Origin of the sequence: Yoonia sp. R2-816 (assembly GCF_046762905.1) — a bacterium.
Lineage (GTDB): Bacteria > Pseudomonadota > Alphaproteobacteria > Rhodobacterales > Rhodobacteraceae > Yoonia.
On sequence record NZ_JBKQXN010000115.1, the window covers coordinates 1 to 23,258 of the forward strand.

Consider the following 23,258-nt stretch of genomic DNA (forward strand, 5'->3'; position numbering starts at 1 on the left):
TCACGGAAAAGACTGAGGATGATTGGCGATCAAAAACGCGCCCAATCGACCTCATCGACTCCCCACGCTGCCAGCGATCCCAGATCTCGGCACGCTGTTCTGCTGAATAATAAATCCTGCGACGATACTTCATTCAAAACACTCCATCTCTTCCTAAAGGTTAAAGTGTTGCGTCCACCAGTTGAGACCACCGCGCAAAGTGTCGTGACAATCAAGAATGTACCAATGCGAGAGTGTTTCATAATTTCTCCTTTTCGAAATCTGCGTTGACCTCTGGTAGACCGCGTGTATCCGGGTGGTGAACGCGAGCCCTGTGCGATCTACGCAGCAGCGAAGGGTTCTATTCTTGCAACGGGTGATTTTATTGACTTGCGGACCGGAATGGCTGTGATGTGCTCTGCACAAAGCCCTGGCCTGCGACATTCTGTCAGGTCATACTTTGCCCCACCAAGGATGGAGGGGATTATGGGGTTTCCGGCTGTTTTGGTGGCGACCCTGGCGAGTTTCGCTTTTGGGGCGTTCTATTACGGAGCGCTTTCGAAACCGTGGATGGAGGCGTCGGGTGTGCCATTGGGCGAGGATGGCAAGCCGCTGAACGCCAGCAATCCGACGCCTTATATCGTGTCGTTCATCTGTATCCTGTTGGTGGCGGGCATGATGCGGCACAGTTTTGCGCTGTCGGGGATCGCCACGTTGGGCAAAGGATTGGTGTCCGGGCTGGGCATTGGTCTGTTTTTCATCGCGCCATGGATTTTCCTGAACACCGGCTATTCAAACCGCCCGTGGAAACTGGCCGTCATCGATAGCGGATATGCGGTCGCAACCGGTGCCATCTGCGGCACGATCCTGACGCTGTTTTGATAAAAAAAGAGGGTCCGGACATAAGTCGGACCCTCTTTTCACCCCGCGTGCTCCTAAGCCACCACACGCAACTGAATCTCTAGGTCCGGACCGTTCTGGCCGTGTATTGGGTCTAACCGAAAAAGCCCAATTCAAGCAAATGAATTGACCTGAAAAATCGAGTCAAAAAAAACTGAAAGATGAGGGAACAAAACGCAGAACGCCCGCCGGACCGGCAGGCGTTCGTGGTTTATTCCTGACCTTAATCAGCCGTAAACGGCCTCTTTCTTGAAATGCTTGGTCAGCATGTAATAGACAACCGCGCGGTATTTGTTCCGCTCGGATTTGCCATATGTATCAAGAACCGCGTCAATGGCCGAGTCGAGCTCGGGGCCGTCTTTCAGGCCAAGCTTCTTGATCAGAAAGTTGTTTTTGACGGTTTCAATCTCAGCGGGCTGGCTTGCGGCAACGGTCGAGGCGTCTGCATTGTAAATCGCTGGGCCGCATCCGATGGTGACCTTTGTCAGCAGATCCATATCTGGCGTCATGCCGCATTTGTTCTTCAGGTCATCAGCATACTTTGCGATTAAATCGTCTCTTTTACCCATTGGATTTGTCCCCAGTCATTGTTTTTGCAGGATTGCACGACGCCTTAGAGTGGCGGCGATGGCCGCACGTTAAAGGGACAGATCACAATTCGTAAAGAAAAAACCGGATAAGCGGCAATGATCCGCCTTGCAACGGTCCGGGATGAACCGAGGATGAACGGACGACCGTAAAAGCACGCATCCGTGAATGATCCACTCTGTGAAGCACGCCGTAAACCGTAGGTCACCACAAAAAAGGAAATGGTAATGACTATGAACAAATACTTGCTGGCTGCCCTGATCGCGACCGCACCCATCGCGGCAACGGCGCAAAGCTGGGATGGCGGCTATGTCGGTGTGCAGCTTGGTTCCGCAGACATTGATGTCGATGGCGCCGCAGAGTTGGAAGGCGACGGCACGTCTGTCGGTATCTTTGCAGGCTTCAACGTGTCCAATGGCGGCCTCGTCTATGGGGCAGAGATTGATTATGACACCACCGACTACGAAATCGCCGATGGTGCGCAGGAGGTTGATTCAACCACACGTCTGAAAGGCCGCATCGGCACCGAATTGGGCGGTGGTCTGGCTTACGGCGTTGCCGGTTTTGTTGCGGCGACATCCCCGGGTCTGGGCGACGACAACGGCTATCTGATTGGCCTGGGGTATGACTTCCCCGTGTCCGATAACATCTTTGTCGGCGCAGAACTGCTGCAGCACCAGTTCGAAGATTACAACGACAGCGATCTTGATGTGGGTGTCACCACGATCAAGGCGCGCGTGGGCTTTAACTTCTAGAGTTACTGCCGCATTCCCTGATGGCGCGGGCCGGATATCCCGCGCCATCACCTGTTTACCGGCACAACCCCCAACCCGTTGATTGCAGATGAAAATGATCGGCGTGCAGCCGGTTGTAGTCAGGCGACAGCGTCAGATTGAACCAGTCGCAGGCCCCGTCGCGGGCAGCCCGTAGAAACGCCGCTTCGGCACTGTCCCCATCCCATCCCGATAACAGACGCACAGACCGCCCATCGGCAAACCGGAACCCGGCGATGTCGATGGCATCTGCGGTGGCATGTGTGCTCATCCGTGATGAGGGGCCAGCGCCGGTCCGCATGGCCCGGCAGCTGTAGCTGCCGAAATGGTCGATCCCGGTCAGGTCTGTGCCCAGCAGGTCCTGCGCCGCGGGTTGCAGGCTGTGCCGTTCCCACATCGCCATGCGCAGGGCAATGGCGCAGCGGGTTTCGACGGCGGCAAGACGGGCCTGACCGACACCGCGCAGATCAATGCGGTCACGGATATAGCATTGGCTGGTCGCCTCAAGGTCAGCCATAGATTGCAGGGCTGCGTGCCCATCGAGTGCTGCCAGGCAGGTCGCGCCGCTGGCCGCTGTGCGGTTCAGCTTCCAGCCCGTCAGGGGTGTCACCGGATCACTGATGCGCAATGGCCTGGTTGGGTTCCACGCCTCTGGCAATGGCGTGTCAGGATGCATCAACGTCTGATAGCCGCCAAACCCCATGAGCCCCAGAAAAACCAAAGTGACCGCCCCCCGCAAAAAGGGACGGCCACGGGATTTGCGATCTTCGTCTTTCTTTGCGGCGTCCTGCGCCATTGCCTGACGTTTGGCGTGCCGCATCAGCGATCAGTAGCGGTAGTGTTCGGGCTTGAACGGCCCGTCGACGGTGACACCGATATAATCGGCCTGCTCTTTCTTCAGCTCGGTCAGCTTCACACCGATCCGCTTCAGATGCAGGCGGGCGACCTTTTCATCCAGATGCTTGGGCAGGATATAGACCTGGTTTTCGTATTCACCGCCATTGTTCCACAACTCCATCTGGGCCAGCACCTGATTGGTGAAAGAGGCTGACATGACAAATGACGGATGCCCGGTCGCGTTGCCAAGGTTCAGCAAACGGCCTTCGGACAGCAGGATCAGACGATTGCCGGACGGCATCTCGATCATGTCCACCTGTTCCTTGATGTTGGTCCATTTGTGGTTCTTCAGGGCGGCGACCTGAATTTCATTGTCGAAATGGCCGATATTGCCGACGATGGCCATATCCTTCATCTCGCGCATATGCTCGATCCGGATCACGTCCTTGTTGCCGGTGGTGGTGATGAAGATGTCCGCGCTCGCCAACTCATCCTCCAAAAGCACAACCTCAAACCCGTCCATGGCGGCCTGCAATGCACAGATCGGGTCGACCTCTGTCACCTTCACGCGGGCACCGGCCCCGGCCAGCGACGCAGCCGACCCTTTGCCCACATCGCCGTAACCGCAAACAACGGCGACCTTACCGGCCATCATCGTGTCAGTGGCGCGGCGGATCCCGTCAACCAGCGATTCCTTGCAGCCATATTTGTTGTCGAACTTGGACTTCGTCACGCTGTCATTGACGTTGATCGCGGGGAAAGGCAGTTGGCCCTTCTTGTGCAGATCATAGAGGCGATGAACACCGGTCGTTGTTTCCTCTGACACGCCCTTGATCGCGTCGCGGGTTTTGGTGAACCAGCCGGGGCTTGCGGCCATCCGTTTCTTGATCTGAGCCTGAATGACCTCTTCCTCTTCCGAGGTTGGCACGCCAAATTCCTCACCCGCCTCGATACGGGCACCCAGCAACACATAAAGCGTCGCGTCGCCGCCATCGTCCAGGATCATGTTCGCGCCTTCTGGGAACAGGAAGGATTTATCAAGGTAATCCCAATGCTCTTCCAGCGTTTGTCCCTTGATCGCAAAAACAGGCGTACCGCCTGCCGCAATCGCCGCCGCCGCGTGGTCTTGGGTGGAGAATATATTGCAAGACGCCCAGCGCACATCGGCGCCAAGGGCCACCAGTGTTTCAATCAGAACGGCCGTCTGGATCGTCATATGCAGCGAACCGACGATGCGCGCACCCTTCAGCGGTTTCTTCTCACCATATTCCTCGCGCAGCGCCATCAGGCCGGGCATTTCGGTTTCAGCGATATCAAGCTCTTTGCGGCCAAAAGCGGCAAGGTTGATGTCTTTGACGATATAGTCTTGCGACATGTTTCATTCTCCTGAGTGGGTCGGCGGTGCCATAGCATCGCGCCCCGCTTGCTACAATCCGATGCCTCGTATTAATTGGAATGTTCTAGATAGTCTTAAGGCGGTCCGACAATGAAACAACCACGCGCGTGGCAACGCATGCTTTCGGGGCGCCGGTTGGACCTCTTGGACCCGACCCCGGTGGATATCGAAATTGCGGATATTGCCCATGGCCTTGCCTTTGTTGCCCGCTGGAACGGGCAGACCAAGGGTGATTTTGCCTATTCGGTCGCCGAACATTCCCTGCTGGTGGTCGATATCTTTCGCCGCCAGCAGCCAAACGCGCCGGTCAAATGGCAGTTGGCCGCGTTGCTGCATGATGCCCCTGAATACGTGATCGGTGACATGATCAGCCCGGTCAAGGCGGCTGTCGGCCCCGGTTATGGCGCGCTGGATGATCGGCTGACGGCGGCGATCCATCTGCGTTTTGGCTTGCCCGCCCAGATCCCAGCAACGGTGAAACGCCAGATCAAGCGGGCCGACAAATTGTCAGCCTGGTTGGAGGCGGTGCAGATTGCGGGTTTCACCCGCGCCGAAGCGGATAAATTCTTTGGCAAACAGGACCCGGCCTTCGCCGACGGCCTGACCATTCGCCTGCGCCCCCCGACCGAGGTGCGGGACGATTTCACGAAACTGCACCAGACCCTGATGGAGGCCTTATGATCATTCGCGATGCAACTGCCGCCGATGCTGCCCAAATGACTGCCATTTTGAATGAGATCATCGCGCTGGGCGGTACCACGGCGCATCAGCGACCCTTTGATGAGGATCGGATGCTGCATCACTATATCGCGCCGTCGGACCCGCTGTCCTGTCAGGTGGCGGAGGATCAGGGTGCTATCCTTGGCTTCCAATATCTCGGTTGGCCCGACCCGGATGAAGGCTACATGCCCGAACACTGGGCTATCATTGCCAGCTTTGTTGCGTCGTCTGCGGCGGGCAAAGGTGTCGGACAACACCTGTTTGCGGCCACAAAAGCGGTGGCCATCAAGGCAGGGGTCAAAACCATCGACGCCACGATCCGCGCCGACAATGTGCCCGGTCTGCGTTATTATAGCGGGCTGGGGTTCACCGACTATGATCGTTTGATTGGCATTCCTTTGCGCGACGGGACTGTGGTTGACCGGGTGCGCAAGCGCTACGATCTATGATCGGCCACGCCTTCACCCTCAAACAGTTGGAGGCGCTGGTCTGGGTCGCCGACCTCGGCAGTTTCCGCAAGGCGGCGGCGCATTTGAACACGACCCAGCCGAACATCTCATCCCGCATCGCAGGGTTGGAGGAAACGCTGGGCGTTGTCCTGATGCAGCGCGATGCAGGGGCTGTCCGTCTGACCGACAAAGGGCGCGAGATACTGGCCGCTGCGCGCGAAACACTACGTCAGGCCGAACAGCTGGTCACGGTTGCCGCCCGTCCTGACCTAATCGCGGACCGGTTGCGGCTTGGCGTGACCGAACTGGTCGCATGCACATGGCTGCACGCCTATCTGCGCGCCCTGAAATCGGCCTATCCGGGTGTAACTGTTGAATTGACGGTCGATCTGTCGCGCAATCTGGACAAGGAACTCAGCAGTCGCGCGCTGGACCTGACCGTGCAGACCGCGCCCTTTGCGTCGCCCGCCAGCGGGGTCGTCGAACTGGGTGATTTTCCCTATGTCTGGGTCGGCACCAAGACAATCTTGTCGGGATTGCCTGACCACCCTGTGGTCGCGGATTTGTTGCCGCACAGTATCCTGACCCATGCCCGGCACACGCAGGCCTATCAGGAACTGACGGATCATGCTGCTGCCAACGGCCTGTCGATGGCGCGGATCGCGCCCTCAAACAGCATGGCGTCCTGTGTTCAGATGGCGCAGGACGATATGGGTGTGACTTTGTTGCCGCTGGCATTGGTGGAAAAGGAGATCGCAGAAGGATCGTTGCAGGTGGCGGATGTTGATTGGCACCCATCACCGCTGCGGTTCGCCGCGCGCTATCAGGCGGAACGGGTCGCGCCATATGTGGCGCGCTGCGCGGCCCTGGCGATTGATGCGCTGGCGGATTATCAGAAGGCCAGAGGATAAAAATAAGCGATCACTCTGATCAATAATAATAATTTGCAGCTATCCGTCGGACCGGTCAAAACTGGACCGAGTGCAAGGGGATGATCGGTCATGAAAGCGAAAGCGGTGCGGCTTGGCGTGGATATCGGGGGGACCTTTACCGATGTCGTGCTGGAAACCGGTGCAGCGTCGTTTTCGACCAAGGTGCTGACGACCTATGCAGCACCCGAAAACGCCATCATCGACGGGATGCATCAGGTCTGCGCCAAGGCCGGGATCGCCCCCGATCAGATCAGCCAGATCATTCATGGCACGACGCTGGCAACCAACGCCCTTATTGAACGGCGCGGGGCAAAGACCGCCCTGATCACGACCGAAGGGTTCCGGGACGTGATCGAGATGCGCACCGAAAGCCGATTTGAGCAATACGACCTGAACCTCGAACTGCCCGAACCGCTGCTGCCGCGCCAGATGCGTTACACTGTGCCCGGCCGCATTGATGCGACAGGCGCGGAACTGGTGCCTCTGACCCGCGCTGATGTCGAAGCGGTGGTCGATCAGATCGCGGTGGCGGGTTACGAAAGCGTCGCGGTTGGTCTGATCCATTCCTACCTGAATGATGCCCACGAAAGGCTGGTGCGCGACGTGCTGGCCGACAGGATGCCGGACGCGATGGTGTCGATCTCCTCCGAAGTGTCCCCACAGATGCGCGAATACGAACGCTTCAATACCACGGTCGCCAACGCCTATATCAAGCCGTTGATGAAATCCTATCTGGGGCGGCTCACGGGGCGGTTGCGCGATGAAGGAGCTGCCTGCAATATCTTTCTGATGCATTCCGGTGGCGGGATCATCTCCATCGAAAGTGCGGCGGAATTTCCTGTGCGGCTGGTTGAATCCGGCCCTGCAGGTGGTGCTGTCTTTGCGGCCCATATCGCCGCCCGCTATGGTCTGGACAAGGTGCTGTCGTTCGACATGGGCGGTACCACCGCCAAGATCTGCCTGATCAAGAACCAGACGCCCAAGACATCCCGCGTGTTCGAGGTTGCCCGCACCTATCGCTTCAAGAAAGGGTCGGGCATGCCGATTTCGATCCCGGTGATCGACATGGTTGAAATCGGGGCCGGTGGTGGATCGCTCGCCCATGTGGATGCGATGCGCCAGATCCGGGTGGGGCCGGAAAGTGCGGGGTCTGAACCGGGGCCTGCCTGCTATGGGCGCGGCGGCGACCGGCCCGCTGTGACGGACGCCGATCTGATGCTGGGCAAGCTGGACCCGGAAAACTTTGCAGGCGGTAGTATTACCCTATCAGAGGGTCATTCCGCGGCCGCCCTGGCCACGCATCTGGGGGACATTCTGGATATGGACGCGGCTACATCCGCCTTTGGACTGGCCGAGGTCGTGGATGAAAACATGGCCAATGCCGCCCGTGTCCATGCGGTCGAAAATGGGGAAGATTTATCGGATTACACCATGATCGCCTTTGGCGGCGCAGCCCCGCTGCATGCCGGGCGGTTGTGCGAGAAACTGGGTGTGGATCGGTTGCTGGTACCCCCAGGTGCCGGGGTTGGTTCTGCCATCGGTTTCCTGCGCGCGCCCTTTAGTTTTGAGGCGAACAGGTCTGTCTATATGCGCCTGTCGGATTTTGATGGTGAGCAGATCAAGACCCTTTTGACCGACCTGCAATCCGAAGCAACAGGCTTCGTGCGCAATTGCGATGCAAAGGCCGATATCCTGAGCGAATTCAAGGTCTACATGCGCTATACCGGCCAGGGCTGGGAAATCCCCATCATTCTGACCGAAGCACAGGCAATGAACCCCGACGCGGCCACGTTCCAGCGGCTGTTCGAGGATGAATATACCAAGCTTTTCAGCCGCACTGTTGCTGGCCTTGATATCGAAATCACCGTCTGGGCGGTCAACGCAACCACGCCACCGGAGGAAGTCGCGCCCATTTCGACCAGCCGAACCATCGGTGGCGCACCAGTGACCAGCCACCGGCAAATCTTTGACCCTGCGCTGGGCAGCTATCAGAACGCCACCATCATCCACCGCGATGCGATGGAGACCGGGGCCACGGCAGAAGGCCCCGCCGCCATTACCGAGGATGAGACGACGATCATCATCCCCACCTCGCGCCGTGCCATCCGCCAGCCGGATGGCTGCATCGATATCACTGTGAAAGGCTGAACCGATGACTCATTCCGATGTCGCCTATCAGGTCATGTGGAACCGGCTGATCTCGGTGGTCGAGGAACAGGCGCAGGCGTTGGTGCGCACCGCCTTTTCCACCTCCGTGCGTGAGGCAGGGGATCTGTCCGCCGGGGTTTACGACACCCATGGCCGCATGCTGGCTCAGGCCGTTACCGGCACCCCCGGCCATGTGAACGCCATGGCCGATGCGGTCGCCCATTTCATCCGGCGGATCGGGCGGCAGGATATCATGGCGGGCGATGTTTACATCACCAACGACCCTTGGGAGGGGACAGGCCACCTGCATGACATCACCATGGTTACCCCGTCCTTTCACAACGGGCTGCTGGTCGGCTTCTTTGCCTGCACCGCCCATGTGGTCGATATCGGCGGGCGCGGTTTTGGGGCGGATGCGGCGAGTGTCTATGAAGAGGGGCTCTATATCCCCATCATGAAATTTGCCGCCGGTGGCGAGGTTGATGAAACGCTGGTCAGGATCATCCGGGGCAATGTGCGTGAACCGGACCAGTTGATCGGCGACATCTACGCGCTGGCCACCTGCAACGATATCGGCCATCGGCGGCTGATCGATATGATGGAGGAGTTCGGGCTGGACGATCTGGACGGGATCGCCGGTTTCATCCTCGACAATTCCCGCCGTGCCACGCTGGAACGGATCGCCGCATTGCCGCGCGAGACGGCGACAGGCGAAATGACGGTGGACGGATTCAGCGCGCCGATCACGCTGAAGGTCAAACTGACAATCGAAGCCGACAGGATCATCACCGATTTCGCAGGTACTTCCGGGGTGGACAAGAAGGGCATCAACTGCCCGCTGGTCTATACAAAAGCCTATGCCTGCTATGCCCTGAAAGTGGCTATCGCGCCCGAAATCCCCAACAACGCCGCCAGCCTCGCGCCGTTTGAGGTTGTTGCACCCGAAAACACCATCGTTCATGCCCCGCATCCGGCCCCGGTCGCGCTGCGGCACATCGTCGGGCATTTCGTGCCGGATACGGTCTTTGACGCGCTCGACAAGATCCTGCCGGGTGTCGTGCCCGCCGAAGGGGCGGGGTGCCTGTGCAATTTTCAGGTCAGCCTGCGGCCCCGCACCGACGCACCAGCCCCTGCCAATGCGCGGCGGGCCGAGGTGCTGACCTTCAATTCTGGCGGCTCCGGCGCAAGGCCCGATCATGACGGGCTGAACGCCACGGCCTTCCCCTCTGGCGTCATGACCATGCCGGTTGAAGCGACCGAACATGCAGGCCCTGTCATCATCTGGCGCAAGGAACTCAGGCCTGACAGTGGCGGGGCGGGCAAACAGCGCGGCGGGCTCGGACAATATATGGAAGTGGGCGCGCGGGACGGACACGAATTCGACATGCAGGCGATGTTCGACCGGGTGCATCATCCGGCGCGGGGGCGGCGTGGCGGGCAACCCGGCGCGCCGACAACCATCGCGCAGGATGACGGCACTGCGATGCAAGGCAAGGGCAAACAATTCGTCCCCCCCGGGCGGCGCGTGCTGCTGGGGCTGCCCGGCGGGGCAGGCTACGGCAACCCGTCCGAACGGCCCAAAGACCTGATCAGGCGCGACCTTGCGCGTGGCTATATCTCGGCCCAGACTGCCGCCGATGATTACGGGCTCAGCGCGGATGAGATTGCCGCCGTGCAGGCTGCCGTCGCCAAGGGGGAGGCCATCTGATGCCAGCGCCAAAACACGACAGCTATGATGTGATCATCGTGGGTGGCGGGATCATGGGCGCATCCACGGCGTGGTTTCTGACGGACAACCCCGATTTCGACGGGCGGGTTCTGGTGGTGGAACGGGACCCGACCTATCAGTTCGCGTCGACCACCCACACCAACAGCTGCATGCGCCAGCAATTCTCGGAAGAGTTGAACGTGCGAATATCCCAGTTCGCCGCGGATTTTGTGAAAAACCTGCGCAGCTATATGGGCGGCGATGAAAGGGTGCCAGAATTGTCCATCCGGTCCTTCGGCTACATGTATCTGGCCGATACCGAAGAGTTCGCCAATGTCCTGCGTGACAACATCAAGGTGCAGCACGCCGCCGGTGCTGCCACCGAACTGATGACAGCAGACCAGATCAAGGCCACCTATCCGTTCTACAATGTCGATGACATCATCCTTGGGTCCATCAACCGGGTCGATGAAGGGTACTGGGACGGGGCCACCGTGTTCGACTGGTGGCGCAGGCAATCGCGCGAACGAGGCGTGGAATACATCCACAACGAAGTCATCGCGATGAACCGGAACGCCGCTGGCACCCGCGTAGAAAGTGTGATCCTGAAATCGGGCGAGGTTATTGCTTGCGGTCAGTTCGTCAACGCCACCGGGCCCCGCGCGGTTGAAACCAGCCGGATGATCGGGGTCGATATCCCGGTGGAGCCGCGCAAGCGCTACTCCTGGGTATTTTCGGCGGAAAAACCGCTTGATCAGGACCTGCCACTGACCATCGATCCGTCTGGCGTGCATGTGCGCGAAAACGGCGGCGGCACCTATCAGGCGGGTGGGCATTCCGACATTGATCCGGCTGTGACCTATGACGATTTTGCCATGGATCACAGCCTGTGGGAAAATCATATCTGGCCGGTACTGGCGACGCGCATTCCACAGTTCGAGGCGATCAAGGTGCAATCGGAATGGGCGGGCCACTACGCCTACAATGTGTTCGACCACAACGCGATTGCAGGCCCACATCCGGAGGTCACCAATTTCTTATTCCTCAACGGGTTCTCCGGTCACGGGCTGCAGCAATCCCCCGCCATGGGGCGCGGCACGGCCGAGATGCTGACCTATGGCGCGTATCGCAGCCTTGATCTGCGGCCTTTCCATTTTGAACGGATCATGACCAACTCGCCCATTCTTGAAAGGGCCGTGATCTGATGGACAATCACTTCGAACAGGGGCTGAAAGTGGGCGACCGGCAGCTTGGCCTCTGGATCAGCCTGTGCAGCCCCTTTGCCGCCGAAACCGTTGCGCCAGCCGGGTTCGACTGGGCCCTGATCGACATGGAACACACCCCCAACGACTACATGACCGTACTGGGTCAGTTGCAGGCATTTTCATCGACCCAAACCACCACCATCGTGCGGCCTGAATGGAACAATCCGGTCGTCGTCAAACGACTGATGGACCTCGGGGTGCAGGGGCTGCTTTTCCCTATGATCGGCTCGGTGGCAGAGGCGGAACAGGCCGTCGCCGCCACGCGCTATCCGCCGAAGGGTATACGTGGCGTGTCCGGGGCGACGCGGGCCAACAGGTTTGGGCGGGTGCCGGATTATCTGGACCGGGTGGAGGCGGAAACGACCGTGCTGCTGCAACTCGAAAGTGCAGCGGCGATTGCGCAGGCTGAAGACATCGCAGCGGTCGATGGGGTCAGCGGGATATTCTTTGGGCCTGCCGACATTGCCGCCGATATCGGGTTGTTGGGGCAGCCGTTGCACCCGGATGTCTGGGCGCTGATCAAACCTGCGGCCAAGCGCCTGATCGCAAAGGGTATTCCGGTGGGCACATTGGTCACTGACCCGGATTTCGCGGCCGACCTGCTGAATGATGGGTTCGGCTTTGTGGCCTGCGGGATCGACACTGTTTTACTGGCCCGCGCGGCGGATACGCTGCTGGCCAAGATCAAGGGAGACATGACATGAAGAAAATCGTCCTCACAGGGGCCGCCGGGCGGCTGGGGTCATATCTGCGCGAGCCGCTGACGGCGATGTGCGATGAACTGGTGTCGACCGATATCGTGGATGATATCGGCACGCTTTACCCCGGTGAGACCTATGCGCAGGGTGATCTGGCCAGCATGGATGACATGGCGGCGATCATCCAAGGTGCTGAAATGGTTATACATTTCGGGGCCTTTGTGGATGAGGGGCCGTTTGAACAGCTGCTGGGGCCGAATTTCATCGGGTCTTATAATGTGTGGGAGGCGGCCTATAAAACCGGGGCGCGGCGGGTGGTTTATGCCAGTTCGATTCACGTCGTGGGCATGTATCCCAAGAATGAATGCATCGATACCGAAGTGCCCCACAGGCCCGACACATTCTATGGGCTGGCGAAGTGTTTTACCGAGGATCTGGGGCGCATGTATTGGGAGAAACGGGGGCTGGAATCGGTGCATCTGCGCATCCTGTCCTGCGCCCAGGTCAACAACGCCCGCGCCCTTGGTTCTTACTTGTCTTACAATGACTTAGTGCAGCTGGTGCAGCGGGCCGTGGACACGCCGGTGACCGGGTTTTCGGTGATCTACGGGGTGTCCAATAATGACCGGTGTCCGGTGGATAACAGCAAGGCCAGTTTCCTGGGGTACAGGCCGCAGGACAACGCGGAGGTGTACGCGGAAAAGGTGCTGGCGGAGACAGGCGCGCTGGACCCCCAGGACCCCGGACATATGTGCCACGGGGGGCCGTTTGCATCGGTCGATCTGGGGCAAAGCGGGCTGGCGGGGATGAACGTCGTGGATGACCGGAAAAAGACGTAAAACCGCTGTCGGATTTGCGTCGGACTTGCGTCGGCAAAGCGTCGGACCCCAACGGGCGGTTGGGTGAGGGTGCGTTAACGCTTTGGTCAGGTTTGGAAGGGTTGTGGTGGGGTAAAGTCTAACTTACATTGTACCTAATCTTGGTACAGTGAGGTTAATCATGCCACGCAACACGTCCGTTTCCTTGGGGGATCATTTTACGGGCTTCATCGAAAGCCGCGTTGAGACCGGACGCTTTAACTCGGCCAGTGATGTGGTCCGAGCGGGGCTTCGGTTGTTGGAGGAACGTGAGGCGAAGCTGGAGCGGTTGCGAGCCTTGATCGACGAAGGCGATGCAAGCGGCGTTGCGGATGACTTCGATTGGGACGAATTTCGTGCGCAGAAGCGTGCGGCTTATGAAGCCAAACAGAAAGTGGCTGAGTGAAGCGGGTTGCGTATGCCCGCGCCGCAATCAACGACATTGCCGATATTTGGGATTACACGGAAGAACACTGGGGCCATGCGCAGGCCGTTGCATATGATGGTAAACTAGAGGCGCAGATACTGGGGATCGCAGCCGGTGAGGTAGCGTCGCGGTCAGCCGAAGAGGCCGGCCCGGGCCTGCGGCGCGTCATGACTGGACGCCATGTGGTGTTCTTTCGCGATGATCATGAGGCGGTAACGGTCGTAAGGGTGCTTCACCAGAGCATGGATGTGCAGCGACTGTAGCGGTGCGGCGGCAGAGAACCCCGCCTTATGGGTGTTTTGTGAGCCCGTAGGGTGTGCGGATTCCGCGCACCATGTTTGATGATGTGTGGTGCGCATTAACGCGCACCCTACGCTTGCTTTTTCCATCAGTTCGCCACATAGTTGAGTTGCATTTGTATTAGGGTTGTTGATGCCCAAAACGACTTTTACACTTTTCTTGGCCAAGGAAGTCATCGAAGACTTTCGAGAATACTTGACTGAGAATGCTCAGACGCAACTCGCATCGCCTGCGACCCAATTTGTTCCAGTTGAAGATTTTGGAGAACGAGCCCACGTGGTCGTTTTTCGCGGTCAATCGAGTCCACCCCAATGGCTCACGCGATTGTCCAGAACATTTGATGGGGTGCGGACTTTTGACACTCAGTCGGGCGCAGCAATCATTCTATTTGAAATGAATGAGCGTGTATTCGCAGTAACATTTTCACATGGATGGATGTTTCTAGACGAGGACAAGTTTGAGGCGGACTTTGGTCTTCGTGTAGCAATAAACGCTTTAGATCAAACAAAGCTGAAGAGATTGGAACGCGCGAATTTGGGCGATGCCCTGAGGGGTGTTTCTCAATCACCCTTTCAACGCAATTTTCAGTCTTTTGGAATTGATGATGTTTTAGACCTCGTGCGAAAAATCAGTGGAACAACTCGCGATGGTGCGGGTCCAGACGCCATGACTGGTTCTCGATCTTTGAAGATTACTGGCGAGTATGAGATAACTGATATTCCAGGCGTTACCGGCGAATTGACCGAATTATTCGACTCGTGGGCCTATCGGAATACAGCATTTAGAATAATTGATTTTGTGCAGCCTATCTCCGACGGGCCACTAATAAGAACTTTGAACGAGCTTGCTGTCGAACGCATCAAGAACTTGCACGACAACTTTGAACTTGGCTTGCCTTCTAACTCGGAAGCAGAGGGTGTTTCATTTAAGTTCGCCGGACCCGGTCTTCGAAACAGCTTTCCTGACTTGATGCTGCGACACTACACTGCATCTCTTGGGGCACAACTTGAGGAGTTGTCGATTGAGATGATTAATAATCATAAAATCATCTCAATTTTTGATGATAATCGGCCAAGCCTGAAGTGGCCGATACGTAAGGCATTAGTCGGATCAGTCGACTTAGATGGTGCGAGATATGCCATCAATGAAGGTGCTTGGTTCCGTATTGATGATCAATTTAGACTATCAGTGGAAGAAGCATTTCAGCGAATTATTAGAGCATGGGATGGAATGCGGCCCGAGCCACCGATGTCCATTTTTGATGCTCAGGGAAATGGGACAATTGAGCGGGAGGAAGTGTACAATGCGCGACTTGCCGAGCAATTTGGGTTCGGGTTGCTTGACCAGCAGTCAATAACCATACCGAATGTTGCGAGGTCAGGTTTTGAACCATGTGATTTGATAGATATTCAAGGACGTCGATTCATCCACGTAAAGAAGAGCTCTCGGCGGTCAAACATTCTCAGTCATTTCTTCAAGCAAGGTTCGAACTCGGCACAGATGTTCAAGAAGATTCCAGCGGTTTGGACGCAACAGGTGACGTTACTTCGGGATTTAGGTTATGAAGAATTGGCCGACCGCCTCCAGATTGAGATTGAAAACGGCTTGGAGCGGTGGACGGTCGAGTTCTGGATTGTAGACAGCCCACGTACTACTGGTGAATTTAACATACCCTTCTTTAGCAAAATATCTTTGAGGGACGAGATTCAGAGCCTCAATGCCATGGACTATGAAGTATCACTTCGTTTCATTCGCCTCAGTCCCTATCCAGTTGAACGGCTCGTTCGCTAAACCACAACCTCCATCTCCACCTGCTCCCCGACCCCGAACACCCGTTTGTACCGGGCGATCTCGTCCTTTGGCCCCATGGCTTTGTTGGGGTTGTCGCTCAGTTTCACGGTGGGCCGTCCGTTGGCCGCGACCGCTTTGCAGACCAGTGAGAAGGGGGCGAGCGCGTCGCCGTCCACCAGCCCTTTGAAGTCGTTGGTCAGCATGGTCCCCCAGCCGAACGACACCCGCACGCGCCCGGCGAATTGCGTGTGCAGTTCGATGATCTTGTCCACGTCCAGCCCGTCAGAGAAGATGACCAGTTTTTCGCGCGGATCCTCGCCTTGCGCTTTCCACCAGGCGATGGCCCGTTCCGCCCCCTCTGCCGGGTCCCCGCTGTCGACCCTGATCCCGGTCCAGCCGGCCAGCCATTCCGGCGCCCCGTCCAGAAACCCCTTGGTCCCGTAGGTGTCGGGCAGGATGATCCGCAGGTTGCCGTCATGTTCCTCGTGCCAGTCGGCGAGCACGTCATAGGGTGCCTGCCGCAGCGCTTCGTCCGTGTCCGCAAGGGCTGCATAGACCATGGGCAGTTCGTGGGCGTTGGTGCCGATCGCCTCGATCTCGCGCATCATGGCGATCCGGCAGTTGGAGGTGCCGGTGAAGTTCCGCCCCAGCCCTTCCATCATCGCCTGCACGCACCAGTCCTGCCAGAGGTAGGAATGCCGCCGCCGTGTCCCGAAATCGGCGACGCGCAGGTCGCTGATGGGTTGCAGGTGTTCGACCTTTTCCCAGAGTTTCGTCATGGCGCGTGCATAGAGCACCTGCAGTTCGAATTTCCCCATGTCCTTGAGCACCGCCCGGCTGCGCAGTTCCATGATCACGGCAAGGGCGGGGATTTCCCAGAGCATGACCTCGGGCCAGGTCCCTTCGAAGGTGAGCTCAAACTGCCCGTCCTTCTTCTCAAGATGGTAAGGGGGCAAGGCCAGGTTTTCGAACCATTCCATGAAGGCGGGGGTGAACATCTGCCGTTTGCCGTAGAAGGTGTTGCCCCGCAGCCAGGTGGATTCCCCGCGCGTCAGCCGGAGCGAGCGGATATGGTCAAGCTGTTCGCGCAGTTCCCCTTCGTCCACCACGTCGGCGAGCCGGATCGTTTTGGTCCGGTTGATGAGGGAGAATGTGACTTGCGTGTCCGGGTGGTTGCGGAACACCGACTGGCACATCAGCAGTTTGTAGAAATCGGTGTCGATGAGCGACCGGACGATCGGGTCGATCTTCCATTTGTGGTTCCAGACACGTGTGGCGATATCGACCATGATCAGTTCCCCCCGGGCTTTCAGCGGTTAGAGCAAGGGATGGGGCGGCTGGCAAGGGTGTCCCATGATGACGGTACGCCCTGCATCTTCGAAAAAATGCGCACCGGCGAGAATAGGATGGCGGCCTGCCGCGTAGACCTGTCGATCCCTGCATCAAAGGGACACATGCGCGGCGGGTCTTTGACACCAGCCATTATCGAACGAGAGGATACAGGAATGCATTTTTCAATGATCAGATTGACCGCCCTTGCCGGTCTGGCGTCACTTGCCGCCTGCGGCGGAACCGGCGGACCGGGGGCCGATATCGGCGCCGATCAGGTCATTACAACCACCATCGGCACAACCACCGGCATCGGCGATGCCCGGGCGCAGACGAACGCGCTGGGTGTGGTCGAGGGAACAACCAACCGCACGGTCCATGCGTTTTCAGCCGGGACCGCCGCGCGCAATTTCGGTCAATTACCCGGCGCGCAGGAAATGGTCGGCCTCGCGGTATTCGGACCATCGACCGAGTCGATTGTCGGTGACATTCCGACCTCTGGTACTGTGAATTATCGGGGCGGTGTCTTTCTTGATCATGTGACCGGCATCGGTATTGACGATAATGGCGTCTTTTCGGCGGGCCAGGTCGAAGAGGTGAGCGGGTCACTGTCGGTGGATGTCGATTTTGACAATCTGGATTTTGTCGGCACCGGGACCGATGGCGACAGCGGTGCGCCTATCTTTGCCATGCAGGGGGTGTTGTCATCCGATGGTGCCATGTCAGGCAGTGCGACCTTTGCCGGGATTGATGCTGAACTGCAGGGGCAGGTCTTTGGCAACAGCAGGAGCAGTTTCAACTCCGGTATCGTTGGTGCTTTTGCCGGCAGCACCGACGACGAACTGGTGATCGGGAATTTTTCCGGGCTAGATGTCGAGCCTCAGTGAAGGTCTGCGATACCCGTGACCTGCACCCCTGACTGGGGTGCAGGTTTTTGACATGCGGACGTGCCTATTGCGCCCGCACGTAGCGTTCCATGACCAGCCGGACCAGGCCCTGGCCGCCGTCATACTGGCGCACGCCGACGATGTAGGTGTTGCCGCGTTCGACCTTTGCCGTCACCAGACTGTCCAGCCCGTTGCCGTAGTCATCGTTCTGGCCAACCTCGCGGCCCAGATCGTCATAGACCACCAGCCACGGGTCGCTGTCGCCTGCCGCGATCGCCTCGACCAGCACCAGCCCGGGTTCTTCCACATTGAACGAGAACCAGGTCACATCGGTGCTGGCCTGCACGTCCTGCCGTGCCCGGGTTTCCAGAAGGCCCAGATCGGTGACAGGGATGCTGCCATCCAGTGGCGGGGCCGCCTCGCCCCGGTTGTAAAGCGCCAGTGCAGCGGCTTCGGGGTCAAACGCCGTCAGGCTGACGGTGATTGGGGCGCTGTCATCCGACAGGGATTCCAGCGCAATGCAATAGGTGCCGGGCGACAGCGGGTCCGACATATCTAGCCGCGAATTCAGCCCGTCATAATCATCGTTCTCATCCAGATATTCCTCACCCGGGCCAAAAAGGGTCAGCACCGGGTCGGCATCTTCATTTTCGGCTGTGATGCTGACAGCGGTCGGGGCGTCCAGCGTGAAGCTCCAGTAAGGCGTTTCGCTGGAGGACGCGGTGACCACGGACCCGATCCCACCCATCGGCACGGCCTCGTCACAGCTGCCGCTTGCGCCACCGCCCGTGGTTTCGATGATGCCGTCGGTCAGCGGCTCCTGATCCATCCGCCCGATCCGCACAAAGGCGGTCATGGGGCCGCCATCATAGCTGCGAACCGACATGCAATAGGTGCCTGCATCCAGATAGGTTTCCGCACGCGATGCCGCGTTGCCACCGGAATCGTCATCCGACAGGATCACACCGCCGGTGCTGTCCAACAGGTCAATGATCGGGTCGCCAGCACCGCGCCCTGCGGCCTCGACCCGCACATCAGCCCCTTCGCTGAGTGAGAAGAGAGAGACATATTCATTGCCCCCCAGCACCAGCGCCATCTGCTCCTGATAACTGCCCGCAGTGGCGATGTCCGAGGCGGCCTCATCACCGCCGATCCATTGGCCACCGGCACCAGAGCCGCCACACAGGTCATCCTGGGCAAGGGCGGGTGTGGCAAGGCCAAGCATGGCCACGGCGAGAGCGGCTGATCTTGTTTTTGGGAATGGCATTAAAATGTGTCCTTTGTCAGTCTTGTTCTGATTGCGGACATGCTATGCAATCAGGCGGCACCTTGGCCAGACTTAACCGGACCAGGCATCCGAATTCTCTGGCTTTGTGTCCACCGGTGCGTCTGAGCGAACTTGGGATAGTGTCCCTAACCCGATCAATGCGCGCCTATTTCAAATCTGCATTGACTTGGAGTTACTCTAATCCGCTATCGAGGGACCAAAGGAGCAAAGCCAGTATGAGAATTGCAGAGGCTGCCGACGCTTGCGGGCTGTCGGCACATACGATCCGGTTCTACGAGAAATCAGGCATGTTGCCAGACATCGAACGTGGGCAGGACGGGCACCGTCGCTTCGGGCCGCGTGATATCGAGTGGCTGACACTCCTTTATTGGCTGCGCGAGACCGGAATGCCCCTAAGGCAGATGCGGCGTTTTACAACACTTGCAAAGTCGGGCGACGCCGGGATCGCCGAACGTCGGAAAATCCTTTCAGACCACGCCAATGCATTGAAAGCCAAACGTGCGGTCCTGGAGAACTGCGAAAGCATCCTCGCCACCAAAATCGCCAGCTATGGTCCTGGCGAAGAAGGGGAGGGGAGGTGAAATTCGGGTATCTGATCGAACTGCCCTTCAACTATGTGGATGCAAATGGTCACGTCACAGGATCCGACGTTGAATTGGCGTGTCATGTTTGCCGCGAACTCGGGGTTTCGGTGTTCGAACCGGTCGAGACCGAGTTTGCTGAGTTGCTGCCCGGTCTCAACAAGGGTCTTTGGCGTATGACTACGGGCCTGTTCAGCACGCATGAACGCCAACAAACCGCGCAATTCAGCCGTCCGATCTGGGCGCTGCCGGACGGGCTGTTTGTACAGGCAGGCAACCCGCTGAAACTTAGCGGCTACCGTTCAATCGCTACGCACCTGACAGCCCGACTGGCTGTCATCCGCGATCAAATTCAGCACCGGTCCGCCGTCGCTTGTGGCGTTCCGGAAAGCCGCATTGTTGTCTTCGATACCTACACGCAAGCCGCTCGCGCAGTGCGTGACGGTATCGTGGACGCCTACGCAAGTGTCGGCAGGGCGCATGGCGGCTTCATCAATCAAAACCCTGATTGGGCTGTCGAGATGGTGTTGGTTGACCCTGACGAAAAGCCACCAGCATTCGGCTCTTTCGCGTTTTTATTGGGCGACACCGCACTGTTGCGGGACGTGGATGCCGTTCTTGGTGATTTCCTCGGAACAGATGCACACAGGCAGATGGTTGCAGAATTTGGCTTCTCAGACGCCGAGGTGGATTTGGTCTGTCGCCCGATGCCTTAAGGCGAATATCAGAAATGGCGTGAGCCATGGCGGTATCGTCAGTTCATGCCATTCTCGCCCAAAGAAAAAGGGCCGCGCTACCGGCACGACCCTTTTCATTTTTCTGCTGCTGGCAGGTTTAGCCCTGGCGGGCTTTGAACCGGCCTTGCGTCTTGTTGATCACATAGACGCGGCCCTTGCGGCGCACGACGCGGCAATCGCGATGGCGCTGCTTGAGCGAGCGGAGGGAGTTTCGTACCTTCATGGTCCGTTCCTTCATGTCGCGGCGCGCGGATTGCGCCTTGGGTTACAGTTCGGCCCGAAAGGGCCAGCGAATATCATGGTGGACGATACTGGGATCGAACCAGTGACCCCTTCGATGTCAACGAAGTGCTCTACCGCTGAGCTAATCATCCATGTCCAATGTGTCAGCCCCGCCCTATAACGAAATAGGACGCGGGGCACCCCACGTCAGTCGCCCGGTCTATAAAAGGAGTCGTCAGGGGGATCAAGGCCTTTTGGAAATTTCCGAAAACAGGCTATCTAGGGTGCAGAAGGAGCAGTCTTTGCTGAAACAAGCCTATCATCTTGCCCGTCCAACGTCACGCACCACCAGCGTCGTTTTCGCCTCACCGCATAGCGGGCGCGACTACCCTGCGTCATTTCTGCGCCAGATCGTTCTGGACGCCAGCGAGATCCGGTCGTCAGAGGATGCGTTTGTCGATCAGTTATTCGAAAGCGCACCGGAATATGGTGCGCCCCTGCTGACCGCCTGCGCGCCGCGTGCCTATCTGGACCTGAACCGGGGCCCTGATGAGCTGGACGCGGCCCTGATCGAAGGGGTGCGCCGGTCTGCCCATAATCCGCGCATTGCCAGCGGGCTGGGGGTGATTCCGCGGGTCGTGGCTAATGGCCGCCAGATCTATCGGGGCAAGCTGACCCTGGCCGAGGCGCATCAGCGCATCGCGAAATGCTGGCGGCCCTATCATGACCAACTGCAAACCTTGCTGGACGAAAGCGCCAATCAGTTTGGCGAGGCGATCCTGATCGACTGCCATTCCATGCCGCATGAGGCGCTGGAAAATGTCGGCCCGCCCGGTGCCGCCCGCCCCGATATCGTGCTGGGTGACAGGTTCGGGGCGACGGCGGCCGCGTCAGTCGTGGAACGGATCGAGGCCGCCTTTGCCAGCGCGGGACTGCGGGTTGCGCGCAACATGCCCTTCGCCGGGGCCTTCATCGCCCAGCATTATGGCCGCCCCTCGCGCCAGCAACACGCCATCCAGGTCGAGATTGACCGCGCGCTTTACATGAACGAACGCACGCTCGAACCAAATGCGGATTTTGAACCATTCCGCGCGGTGCTGAACGGCGTCATCGCCGAACTGACCGAGATCGGGCGCGACGACACACAAAGGGTCGCGGCCGAGTAATGCTGGAACTGCGTCCCAATTGCGAATGGTGCGACAAGGACCTGCCGCCCGACGCGACAGAGGCACGCATCTGCAGCTATGAATGCACCTATTGCGCCCATTGCGTCGAAACCATCCTGCACAATGTCTGCCCCACCTGCGGCGGCGGCTTTGCCCCGCGCCCGATCCGGCCCAAAGGCGCGCATCGCGCCGGTCTGACCCTCGGGCTGGGGCACCACCCGGCCAGCAAAGAACGGGTCCACTCGCGCTGGACAGCAACACAGGTCGCAGAACTCATCGACCGGCTGAAAGACACAAGCCCGCAACAGCGGTGAAACGCGGATATCCCCGGACCAATGGTGAAACCACGATAGACCACCGGCAAAGAAGGGAGAGCCACAAAGTAAATCTCAGTACCAAAGTCTCTTTTGCGGGACAAAGTGCGAGTTCGCTGCAAGTACGCCAATGTCCGGTTTTGACGAACGGTGGTTTTTGGCGATCAATTTCTTGCGGAAAATACACCAGCGACGTATTCTGAAGCCATGCGCAGAATTGCAGCATTCAAGTTGCTACCAGAACCTAAAATCAATTGGTTTGACGTATTGACTGAAAAATTACCGTCCATCCCGTCGACGGTGATCGGCCTATTTGTGACGAAGAGTAAGGACGCGACGCATTGCCCGGTTTCCTCGATTGGCAAAGCGAAGACGTCGAGCCTGAGTACGAAATCAAACTCCTCGGTCTCAGGGTTGCTGATCAGATAAAACCCTTTTTGACTAAGTTCGCTCGAGACACGGTCATATACCGCTTGCGCATTTGTGTAGCATCCGTTGTCCGAGTTGCCGTTCATGCCAAATGCTAGGTTTGGGCTATCACCTGAATTGACCTGGGCCACAGCATAACCGCAATATGACAAAATAAAGGTAGACGCAGCCACGCGTAGAGCATTCTTTAGCATAGTTTTCTCCCCAAGGTGATGCTCGAATTTGTTATCGCGGTAGAGGTTCGAGCTTAGTTCAGGCCTGACGTGTGTCAAATCCGGAATCGGCTGTATCCCGCCCACCCATCGCATCCGGCAGCACCATATGCGGGTCGAGTCCGACTGGGAGCGGAAGCGTATCATATGCCGCCGTTCGTGCAGATCGCAGTATCGGTCAAATTGGGCTCAAGGACGAAGCCGCTCGCGCGGCATTGGCGTTTTTGGCTGATGTTTCGCATTTTTCCTGACGTCGCGCATTTTGTGAACTGACGAACCTGTCCGACGATTGAGGCTTTCTCAGTCGACAGAGGAGGTTCCGATG

The 23,258-nt window shown here is 58.3% G+C and carries 27 protein-coding genes and 1 tRNA gene; 18 read left to right on the forward strand and 10 right to left on the reverse strand.

Going from position 1 to position 23,258, the window contains the following annotated elements; translation table 11 throughout:
• Window positions 1–465: 465 nt before the first annotated feature.
• Complete coding sequence (locus ACFWW2_RS02175; protein WP_393925751.1) at window positions 466–861, forward strand: DUF1761 domain-containing protein; 396 nt, start codon at window positions 466–468, stop codon at window positions 859–861.
• Between the two features lie 245 nt (window positions 862–1,106).
• Here the strand turns inward: ACFWW2_RS02175 and ACFWW2_RS02180 are convergent, their stop codons facing one another.
• Window positions 1,107–1,448: a DUF2853 family protein gene (locus ACFWW2_RS02180; protein WP_393925753.1), complete on the reverse strand. Its 342-nt coding sequence runs from the start codon at window positions 1,446–1,448 to the stop codon at window positions 1,107–1,109.
• 246 nt (window positions 1,449–1,694) lie between these two features.
• Between ACFWW2_RS02180 and ACFWW2_RS02185 the strand changes: the two genes are divergently transcribed.
• A complete protein-coding gene (locus ACFWW2_RS02185; RefSeq protein ID WP_393925755.1) occupies window positions 1,695–2,222 on the forward strand; it encodes an outer membrane protein in 528 nt (175 codons plus the stop codon).
• Window positions 2,223–2,277: 55 nt separating this feature from the next.
• Here the strand turns inward: ACFWW2_RS02185 and ACFWW2_RS02190 are convergent, their stop codons facing one another.
• Together ACFWW2_RS02190 and ahcY are read right to left on the reverse strand one after the other, a co-directional pair.
• Complete coding sequence (locus ACFWW2_RS02190; RefSeq protein WP_393925757.1) at window positions 2,278–3,060, reverse strand: extensin family protein; 783 nt, start codon at window positions 3,058–3,060, stop codon at window positions 2,278–2,280.
• Window positions 3,061–3,066: 6 nt separating this feature from the next.
• Entirely contained in the window at window positions 3,067–4,452 is a 1,386-nt protein-coding gene (gene ahcY, locus ACFWW2_RS02195) for an adenosylhomocysteinase (protein WP_393925759.1), read from the reverse strand.
• Between the two features lie 111 nt (window positions 4,453–4,563).
• On the opposite strand from ahcY, the gene ACFWW2_RS02200 reads away from it, so the two are divergent.
• The 11 genes from ACFWW2_RS02200 (at window position 4,564) to ACFWW2_RS02250 (ending at window position 15,768) form a co-directional block, all read left to right on the forward strand.
• Complete coding sequence (locus ACFWW2_RS02200; protein WP_393925760.1) at window positions 4,564–5,154, forward strand: HD domain-containing protein; 591 nt, start codon at window positions 4,564–4,566, stop codon at window positions 5,152–5,154.
• Entirely contained in the window at window positions 5,151–5,642 is a 492-nt protein-coding gene (locus ACFWW2_RS02205) for a GNAT family N-acetyltransferase (protein WP_393925762.1), read from the forward strand. The genes ACFWW2_RS02200 and ACFWW2_RS02205 overlap by 4 nt, the downstream gene beginning before the upstream one ends.
• The gene (locus ACFWW2_RS02210) at window positions 5,639–6,553 is read left to right on the forward strand and encodes a LysR family transcriptional regulator (RefSeq protein WP_393925764.1); all 915 of its coding nucleotides are present in this window, start codon (window positions 5,639–5,641) and stop codon (window positions 6,551–6,553) included. The genes ACFWW2_RS02205 and ACFWW2_RS02210 overlap by 4 nt, the downstream gene beginning before the upstream one ends.
• 90 nt (window positions 6,554–6,643) lie before the next feature.
• Window positions 6,644–8,722 (forward strand): hydantoinase/oxoprolinase family protein, encoded by a 2,079-nt coding sequence (locus ACFWW2_RS02215; RefSeq protein WP_393925766.1) that lies wholly within the window; start codon window positions 6,644–6,646, stop codon window positions 8,720–8,722.
• Window positions 8,723–8,726: 4 nt separating this feature from the next.
• Window positions 8,727–10,430 (forward strand): hydantoinase B/oxoprolinase family protein, encoded by a 1,704-nt coding sequence (locus ACFWW2_RS02220; RefSeq protein WP_393925768.1) that lies wholly within the window; start codon window positions 8,727–8,729, stop codon window positions 10,428–10,430.
• Window positions 10,430–11,635, forward strand: coding sequence for an NAD(P)/FAD-dependent oxidoreductase (locus tag ACFWW2_RS02225; protein WP_393925770.1), 1,206 nt, complete (start codon window positions 10,430–10,432; stop codon window positions 11,633–11,635). Before ACFWW2_RS02220 ends, ACFWW2_RS02225 begins: the two co-directional genes overlap by 1 nt.
• Window positions 11,635–12,399: an HpcH/HpaI aldolase family protein gene (locus tag ACFWW2_RS02230; protein ID WP_393925771.1), complete on the forward strand. Its 765-nt coding sequence runs from the start codon at window positions 11,635–11,637 to the stop codon at window positions 12,397–12,399. The genes ACFWW2_RS02225 and ACFWW2_RS02230 overlap by 1 nt, the downstream gene beginning before the upstream one ends.
• The gene (locus ACFWW2_RS02235) at window positions 12,396–13,232 is read left to right on the forward strand and encodes an NAD-dependent epimerase/dehydratase family protein (RefSeq protein WP_393925772.1); all 837 of its coding nucleotides are present in this window, start codon (window positions 12,396–12,398) and stop codon (window positions 13,230–13,232) included. Before ACFWW2_RS02230 ends, ACFWW2_RS02235 begins: the two co-directional genes overlap by 4 nt.
• A 160-nt stretch (window positions 13,233–13,392) precedes the next feature.
• Window positions 13,393–13,656, forward strand: a complete 264-nt coding sequence (locus ACFWW2_RS02240; protein ID WP_393925774.1) for a type II toxin-antitoxin system ParD family antitoxin — start codon at window positions 13,393–13,395, stop codon at window positions 13,654–13,656.
• The gene (locus ACFWW2_RS02245) at window positions 13,653–13,940 is read left to right on the forward strand and encodes a type II toxin-antitoxin system RelE/ParE family toxin (RefSeq protein WP_393925775.1); all 288 of its coding nucleotides are present in this window, start codon (window positions 13,653–13,655) and stop codon (window positions 13,938–13,940) included. Before ACFWW2_RS02240 ends, ACFWW2_RS02245 begins: the two co-directional genes overlap by 4 nt.
• 169 nt (window positions 13,941–14,109) lie before the next feature.
• Window positions 14,110–15,768 (forward strand): DUF6119 family protein, encoded by a 1,659-nt coding sequence (locus ACFWW2_RS02250; protein ID WP_393925776.1) that lies wholly within the window; start codon window positions 14,110–14,112, stop codon window positions 15,766–15,768.
• On the opposite strand, the gene pncB is transcribed toward ACFWW2_RS02250, so the two are convergent.
• Together pncB and ACFWW2_RS02260 are read right to left on the reverse strand one after the other, a co-directional pair.
• A complete protein-coding gene (gene pncB, locus ACFWW2_RS02255) occupies window positions 15,765–17,057 on the reverse strand; it encodes a nicotinate phosphoribosyltransferase (protein ID WP_393925777.1) in 1,293 nt (430 codons plus the stop codon). The genes ACFWW2_RS02250 and pncB overlap by 4 nt on opposite strands.
• A gap of 20 nt (window positions 17,058–17,077) precedes the next feature.
• Window positions 17,078–17,251, reverse strand: a complete 174-nt coding sequence (locus ACFWW2_RS02260) for a hypothetical protein (RefSeq protein ID WP_393925778.1) — start codon at window positions 17,249–17,251, stop codon at window positions 17,078–17,080.
• 34 nt (window positions 17,252–17,285) lie between these two features.
• Between ACFWW2_RS02260 and ACFWW2_RS02265 the strand changes: the two genes are divergently transcribed.
• Window positions 17,286–17,984 carry a hypothetical protein gene (locus tag ACFWW2_RS02265; protein WP_393925780.1) on the forward strand — a complete coding sequence of 233 codons (699 nt, stop codon included), beginning with the start codon at window positions 17,286–17,288 and terminating at the stop codon, window positions 17,982–17,984.
• A gap of 64 nt (window positions 17,985–18,048) precedes the next feature.
• Here ACFWW2_RS02265 and ACFWW2_RS02270 read toward each other — a convergent pair whose 3' ends face one another.
• Window positions 18,049–19,251 (reverse strand): PPC domain-containing protein, encoded by a 1,203-nt coding sequence (locus ACFWW2_RS02270; protein ID WP_393925782.1) that lies wholly within the window; start codon window positions 19,249–19,251, stop codon window positions 18,049–18,051.
• 236 nt (window positions 19,252–19,487) lie between these two features.
• Between ACFWW2_RS02270 and ACFWW2_RS02275 the strand changes: the two genes are divergently transcribed.
• Both ACFWW2_RS02275 and ACFWW2_RS02280 read left to right on the forward strand, forming a co-directional pair.
• The gene (locus ACFWW2_RS02275) at window positions 19,488–19,853 is read left to right on the forward strand and encodes a MerR family transcriptional regulator (protein WP_393925783.1); all 366 of its coding nucleotides are present in this window, start codon (window positions 19,488–19,490) and stop codon (window positions 19,851–19,853) included.
• Entirely contained in the window at window positions 19,850–20,569 is a 720-nt protein-coding gene (locus tag ACFWW2_RS02280) for a transporter substrate-binding domain-containing protein (protein WP_393925784.1), read from the forward strand. Before ACFWW2_RS02275 ends, ACFWW2_RS02280 begins: the two co-directional genes overlap by 4 nt.
• A 118-nt stretch (window positions 20,570–20,687) precedes the next feature.
• On the opposite strand, the gene ykgO is transcribed toward ACFWW2_RS02280, so the two are convergent.
• Window positions 20,688–20,813: a type B 50S ribosomal protein L36 gene (gene ykgO, locus ACFWW2_RS02285; RefSeq protein WP_393925786.1), complete on the reverse strand. Its 126-nt coding sequence runs from the start codon at window positions 20,811–20,813 to the stop codon at window positions 20,688–20,690.
• A 76-nt stretch (window positions 20,814–20,889) separates the two neighbouring features.
• Window positions 20,890–20,964 (reverse strand) — tRNA-Val (locus ACFWW2_RS02290).
• A gap of 150 nt (window positions 20,965–21,114) precedes the next feature.
• Here ACFWW2_RS02290 and ACFWW2_RS02295 point away from each other — a divergent pair.
• Both ACFWW2_RS02295 and ACFWW2_RS02300 read left to right on the forward strand, forming a co-directional pair.
• Entirely contained in the window at window positions 21,115–21,978 is an 864-nt protein-coding gene (locus tag ACFWW2_RS02295; RefSeq protein WP_393925788.1) for an N-formylglutamate amidohydrolase, read from the forward strand.
• A complete protein-coding gene (locus ACFWW2_RS02300; protein ID WP_393925790.1) occupies window positions 21,978–22,292 on the forward strand; it encodes a DUF1272 domain-containing protein in 315 nt (104 codons plus the stop codon). Before ACFWW2_RS02295 ends, ACFWW2_RS02300 begins: the two co-directional genes overlap by 1 nt.
• Before the next feature lie 164 nt (window positions 22,293–22,456).
• Here the strand turns inward: ACFWW2_RS02300 and ACFWW2_RS02305 are convergent, their stop codons facing one another.
• Entirely contained in the window at window positions 22,457–22,915 is a 459-nt protein-coding gene (locus tag ACFWW2_RS02305) for a hypothetical protein (RefSeq protein WP_393925792.1), read from the reverse strand.
• A 161-nt stretch (window positions 22,916–23,076) separates the two neighbouring features.
• Window positions 23,077–23,258: hypothetical protein (locus ACFWW2_RS02310; protein ID WP_393925793.1), on the reverse strand; the 182-nt coding region annotated here is incomplete at its 5' end.

Excerpts from the sequence above, each read along its gene's own strand:
- ACFWW2_RS02225 (WP_393925770.1), top strand. The coding sequence starts at position 10,430 with ATGCCAGCGCCAAAACACGACAGCTATGATGTGATCATCGTGGGTGGC.
- ACFWW2_RS02260 (WP_393925778.1), bottom strand. The coding sequence starts at position 17,251 with ATGGCTGGTGTCAAAGACCCGCCGCGCATGTGTCCCTTTGATGCAGGG.
- ACFWW2_RS02265 (WP_393925780.1), top strand. The coding sequence starts at position 17,286 with ATGATCAGATTGACCGCCCTTGCCGGTCTGGCGTCACTTGCCGCCTGC.
- ACFWW2_RS02240 (WP_393925774.1), top strand. The coding sequence starts at position 13,393 with ATGCCACGCAACACGTCCGTTTCCTTGGGGGATCATTTTACGGGCTTC.
- ACFWW2_RS02230 (WP_393925771.1), top strand. The coding sequence starts at position 11,635 with ATGGACAATCACTTCGAACAGGGGCTGAAAGTGGGCGACCGGCAGCTT.
- ahcY (WP_393925759.1), bottom strand. The coding sequence starts at position 4,452 with ATGTCGCAAGACTATATCGTCAAAGACATCAACCTTGCCGCTTTTGGC.
- ACFWW2_RS02175 (WP_393925751.1), top strand. The coding sequence starts at position 466 with ATGGGGTTTCCGGCTGTTTTGGTGGCGACCCTGGCGAGTTTCGCTTTT.
- ACFWW2_RS02205 (WP_393925762.1), top strand. The coding sequence starts at position 5,151 with ATGATCATTCGCGATGCAACTGCCGCCGATGCTGCCCAAATGACTGCC.
- ACFWW2_RS02180 (WP_393925753.1), bottom strand. The coding sequence starts at position 1,448 with ATGGGTAAAAGAGACGATTTAATCGCAAAGTATGCTGATGACCTGAAG.
- ACFWW2_RS02200 (WP_393925760.1), top strand. The coding sequence starts at position 4,564 with ATGAAACAACCACGCGCGTGGCAACGCATGCTTTCGGGGCGCCGGTTG.
- ACFWW2_RS02210 (WP_393925764.1), top strand. The coding sequence starts at position 5,639 with ATGATCGGCCACGCCTTCACCCTCAAACAGTTGGAGGCGCTGGTCTGG.
- pncB (WP_393925777.1), bottom strand. The coding sequence starts at position 17,057 with ATGGTCGATATCGCCACACGTGTCTGGAACCACAAATGGAAGATCGAC.
- ACFWW2_RS02275 (WP_393925783.1), top strand. The coding sequence starts at position 19,488 with ATGAGAATTGCAGAGGCTGCCGACGCTTGCGGGCTGTCGGCACATACG.
- ACFWW2_RS02250 (WP_393925776.1), top strand. The coding sequence starts at position 14,110 with ATGCCCAAAACGACTTTTACACTTTTCTTGGCCAAGGAAGTCATCGAA.
- ACFWW2_RS02185 (WP_393925755.1), top strand. The coding sequence starts at position 1,695 with ATGACTATGAACAAATACTTGCTGGCTGCCCTGATCGCGACCGCACCC.
- ACFWW2_RS02190 (WP_393925757.1), bottom strand. The coding sequence starts at position 3,060 with ATGCGGCACGCCAAACGTCAGGCAATGGCGCAGGACGCCGCAAAGAAA.
- ACFWW2_RS02300 (WP_393925790.1), top strand. The coding sequence starts at position 21,978 with ATGCTGGAACTGCGTCCCAATTGCGAATGGTGCGACAAGGACCTGCCG.
- ACFWW2_RS02215 (WP_393925766.1), top strand. The coding sequence starts at position 6,644 with ATGAAAGCGAAAGCGGTGCGGCTTGGCGTGGATATCGGGGGGACCTTT.
- ACFWW2_RS02305 (WP_393925792.1), bottom strand. The coding sequence starts at position 22,915 with ATGCTAAAGAATGCTCTACGCGTGGCTGCGTCTACCTTTATTTTGTCA.
- ACFWW2_RS02270 (WP_393925782.1), bottom strand. The coding sequence starts at position 19,251 with ATGCCATTCCCAAAAACAAGATCAGCCGCTCTCGCCGTGGCCATGCTT.
- ykgO (WP_393925786.1), bottom strand. The coding sequence starts at position 20,813 with ATGAAGGTACGAAACTCCCTCCGCTCGCTCAAGCAGCGCCATCGCGAT.
- ACFWW2_RS02220 (WP_393925768.1), top strand. The coding sequence starts at position 8,727 with ATGACTCATTCCGATGTCGCCTATCAGGTCATGTGGAACCGGCTGATC.
- ACFWW2_RS02235 (WP_393925772.1), top strand. The coding sequence starts at position 12,396 with ATGAAGAAAATCGTCCTCACAGGGGCCGCCGGGCGGCTGGGGTCATAT.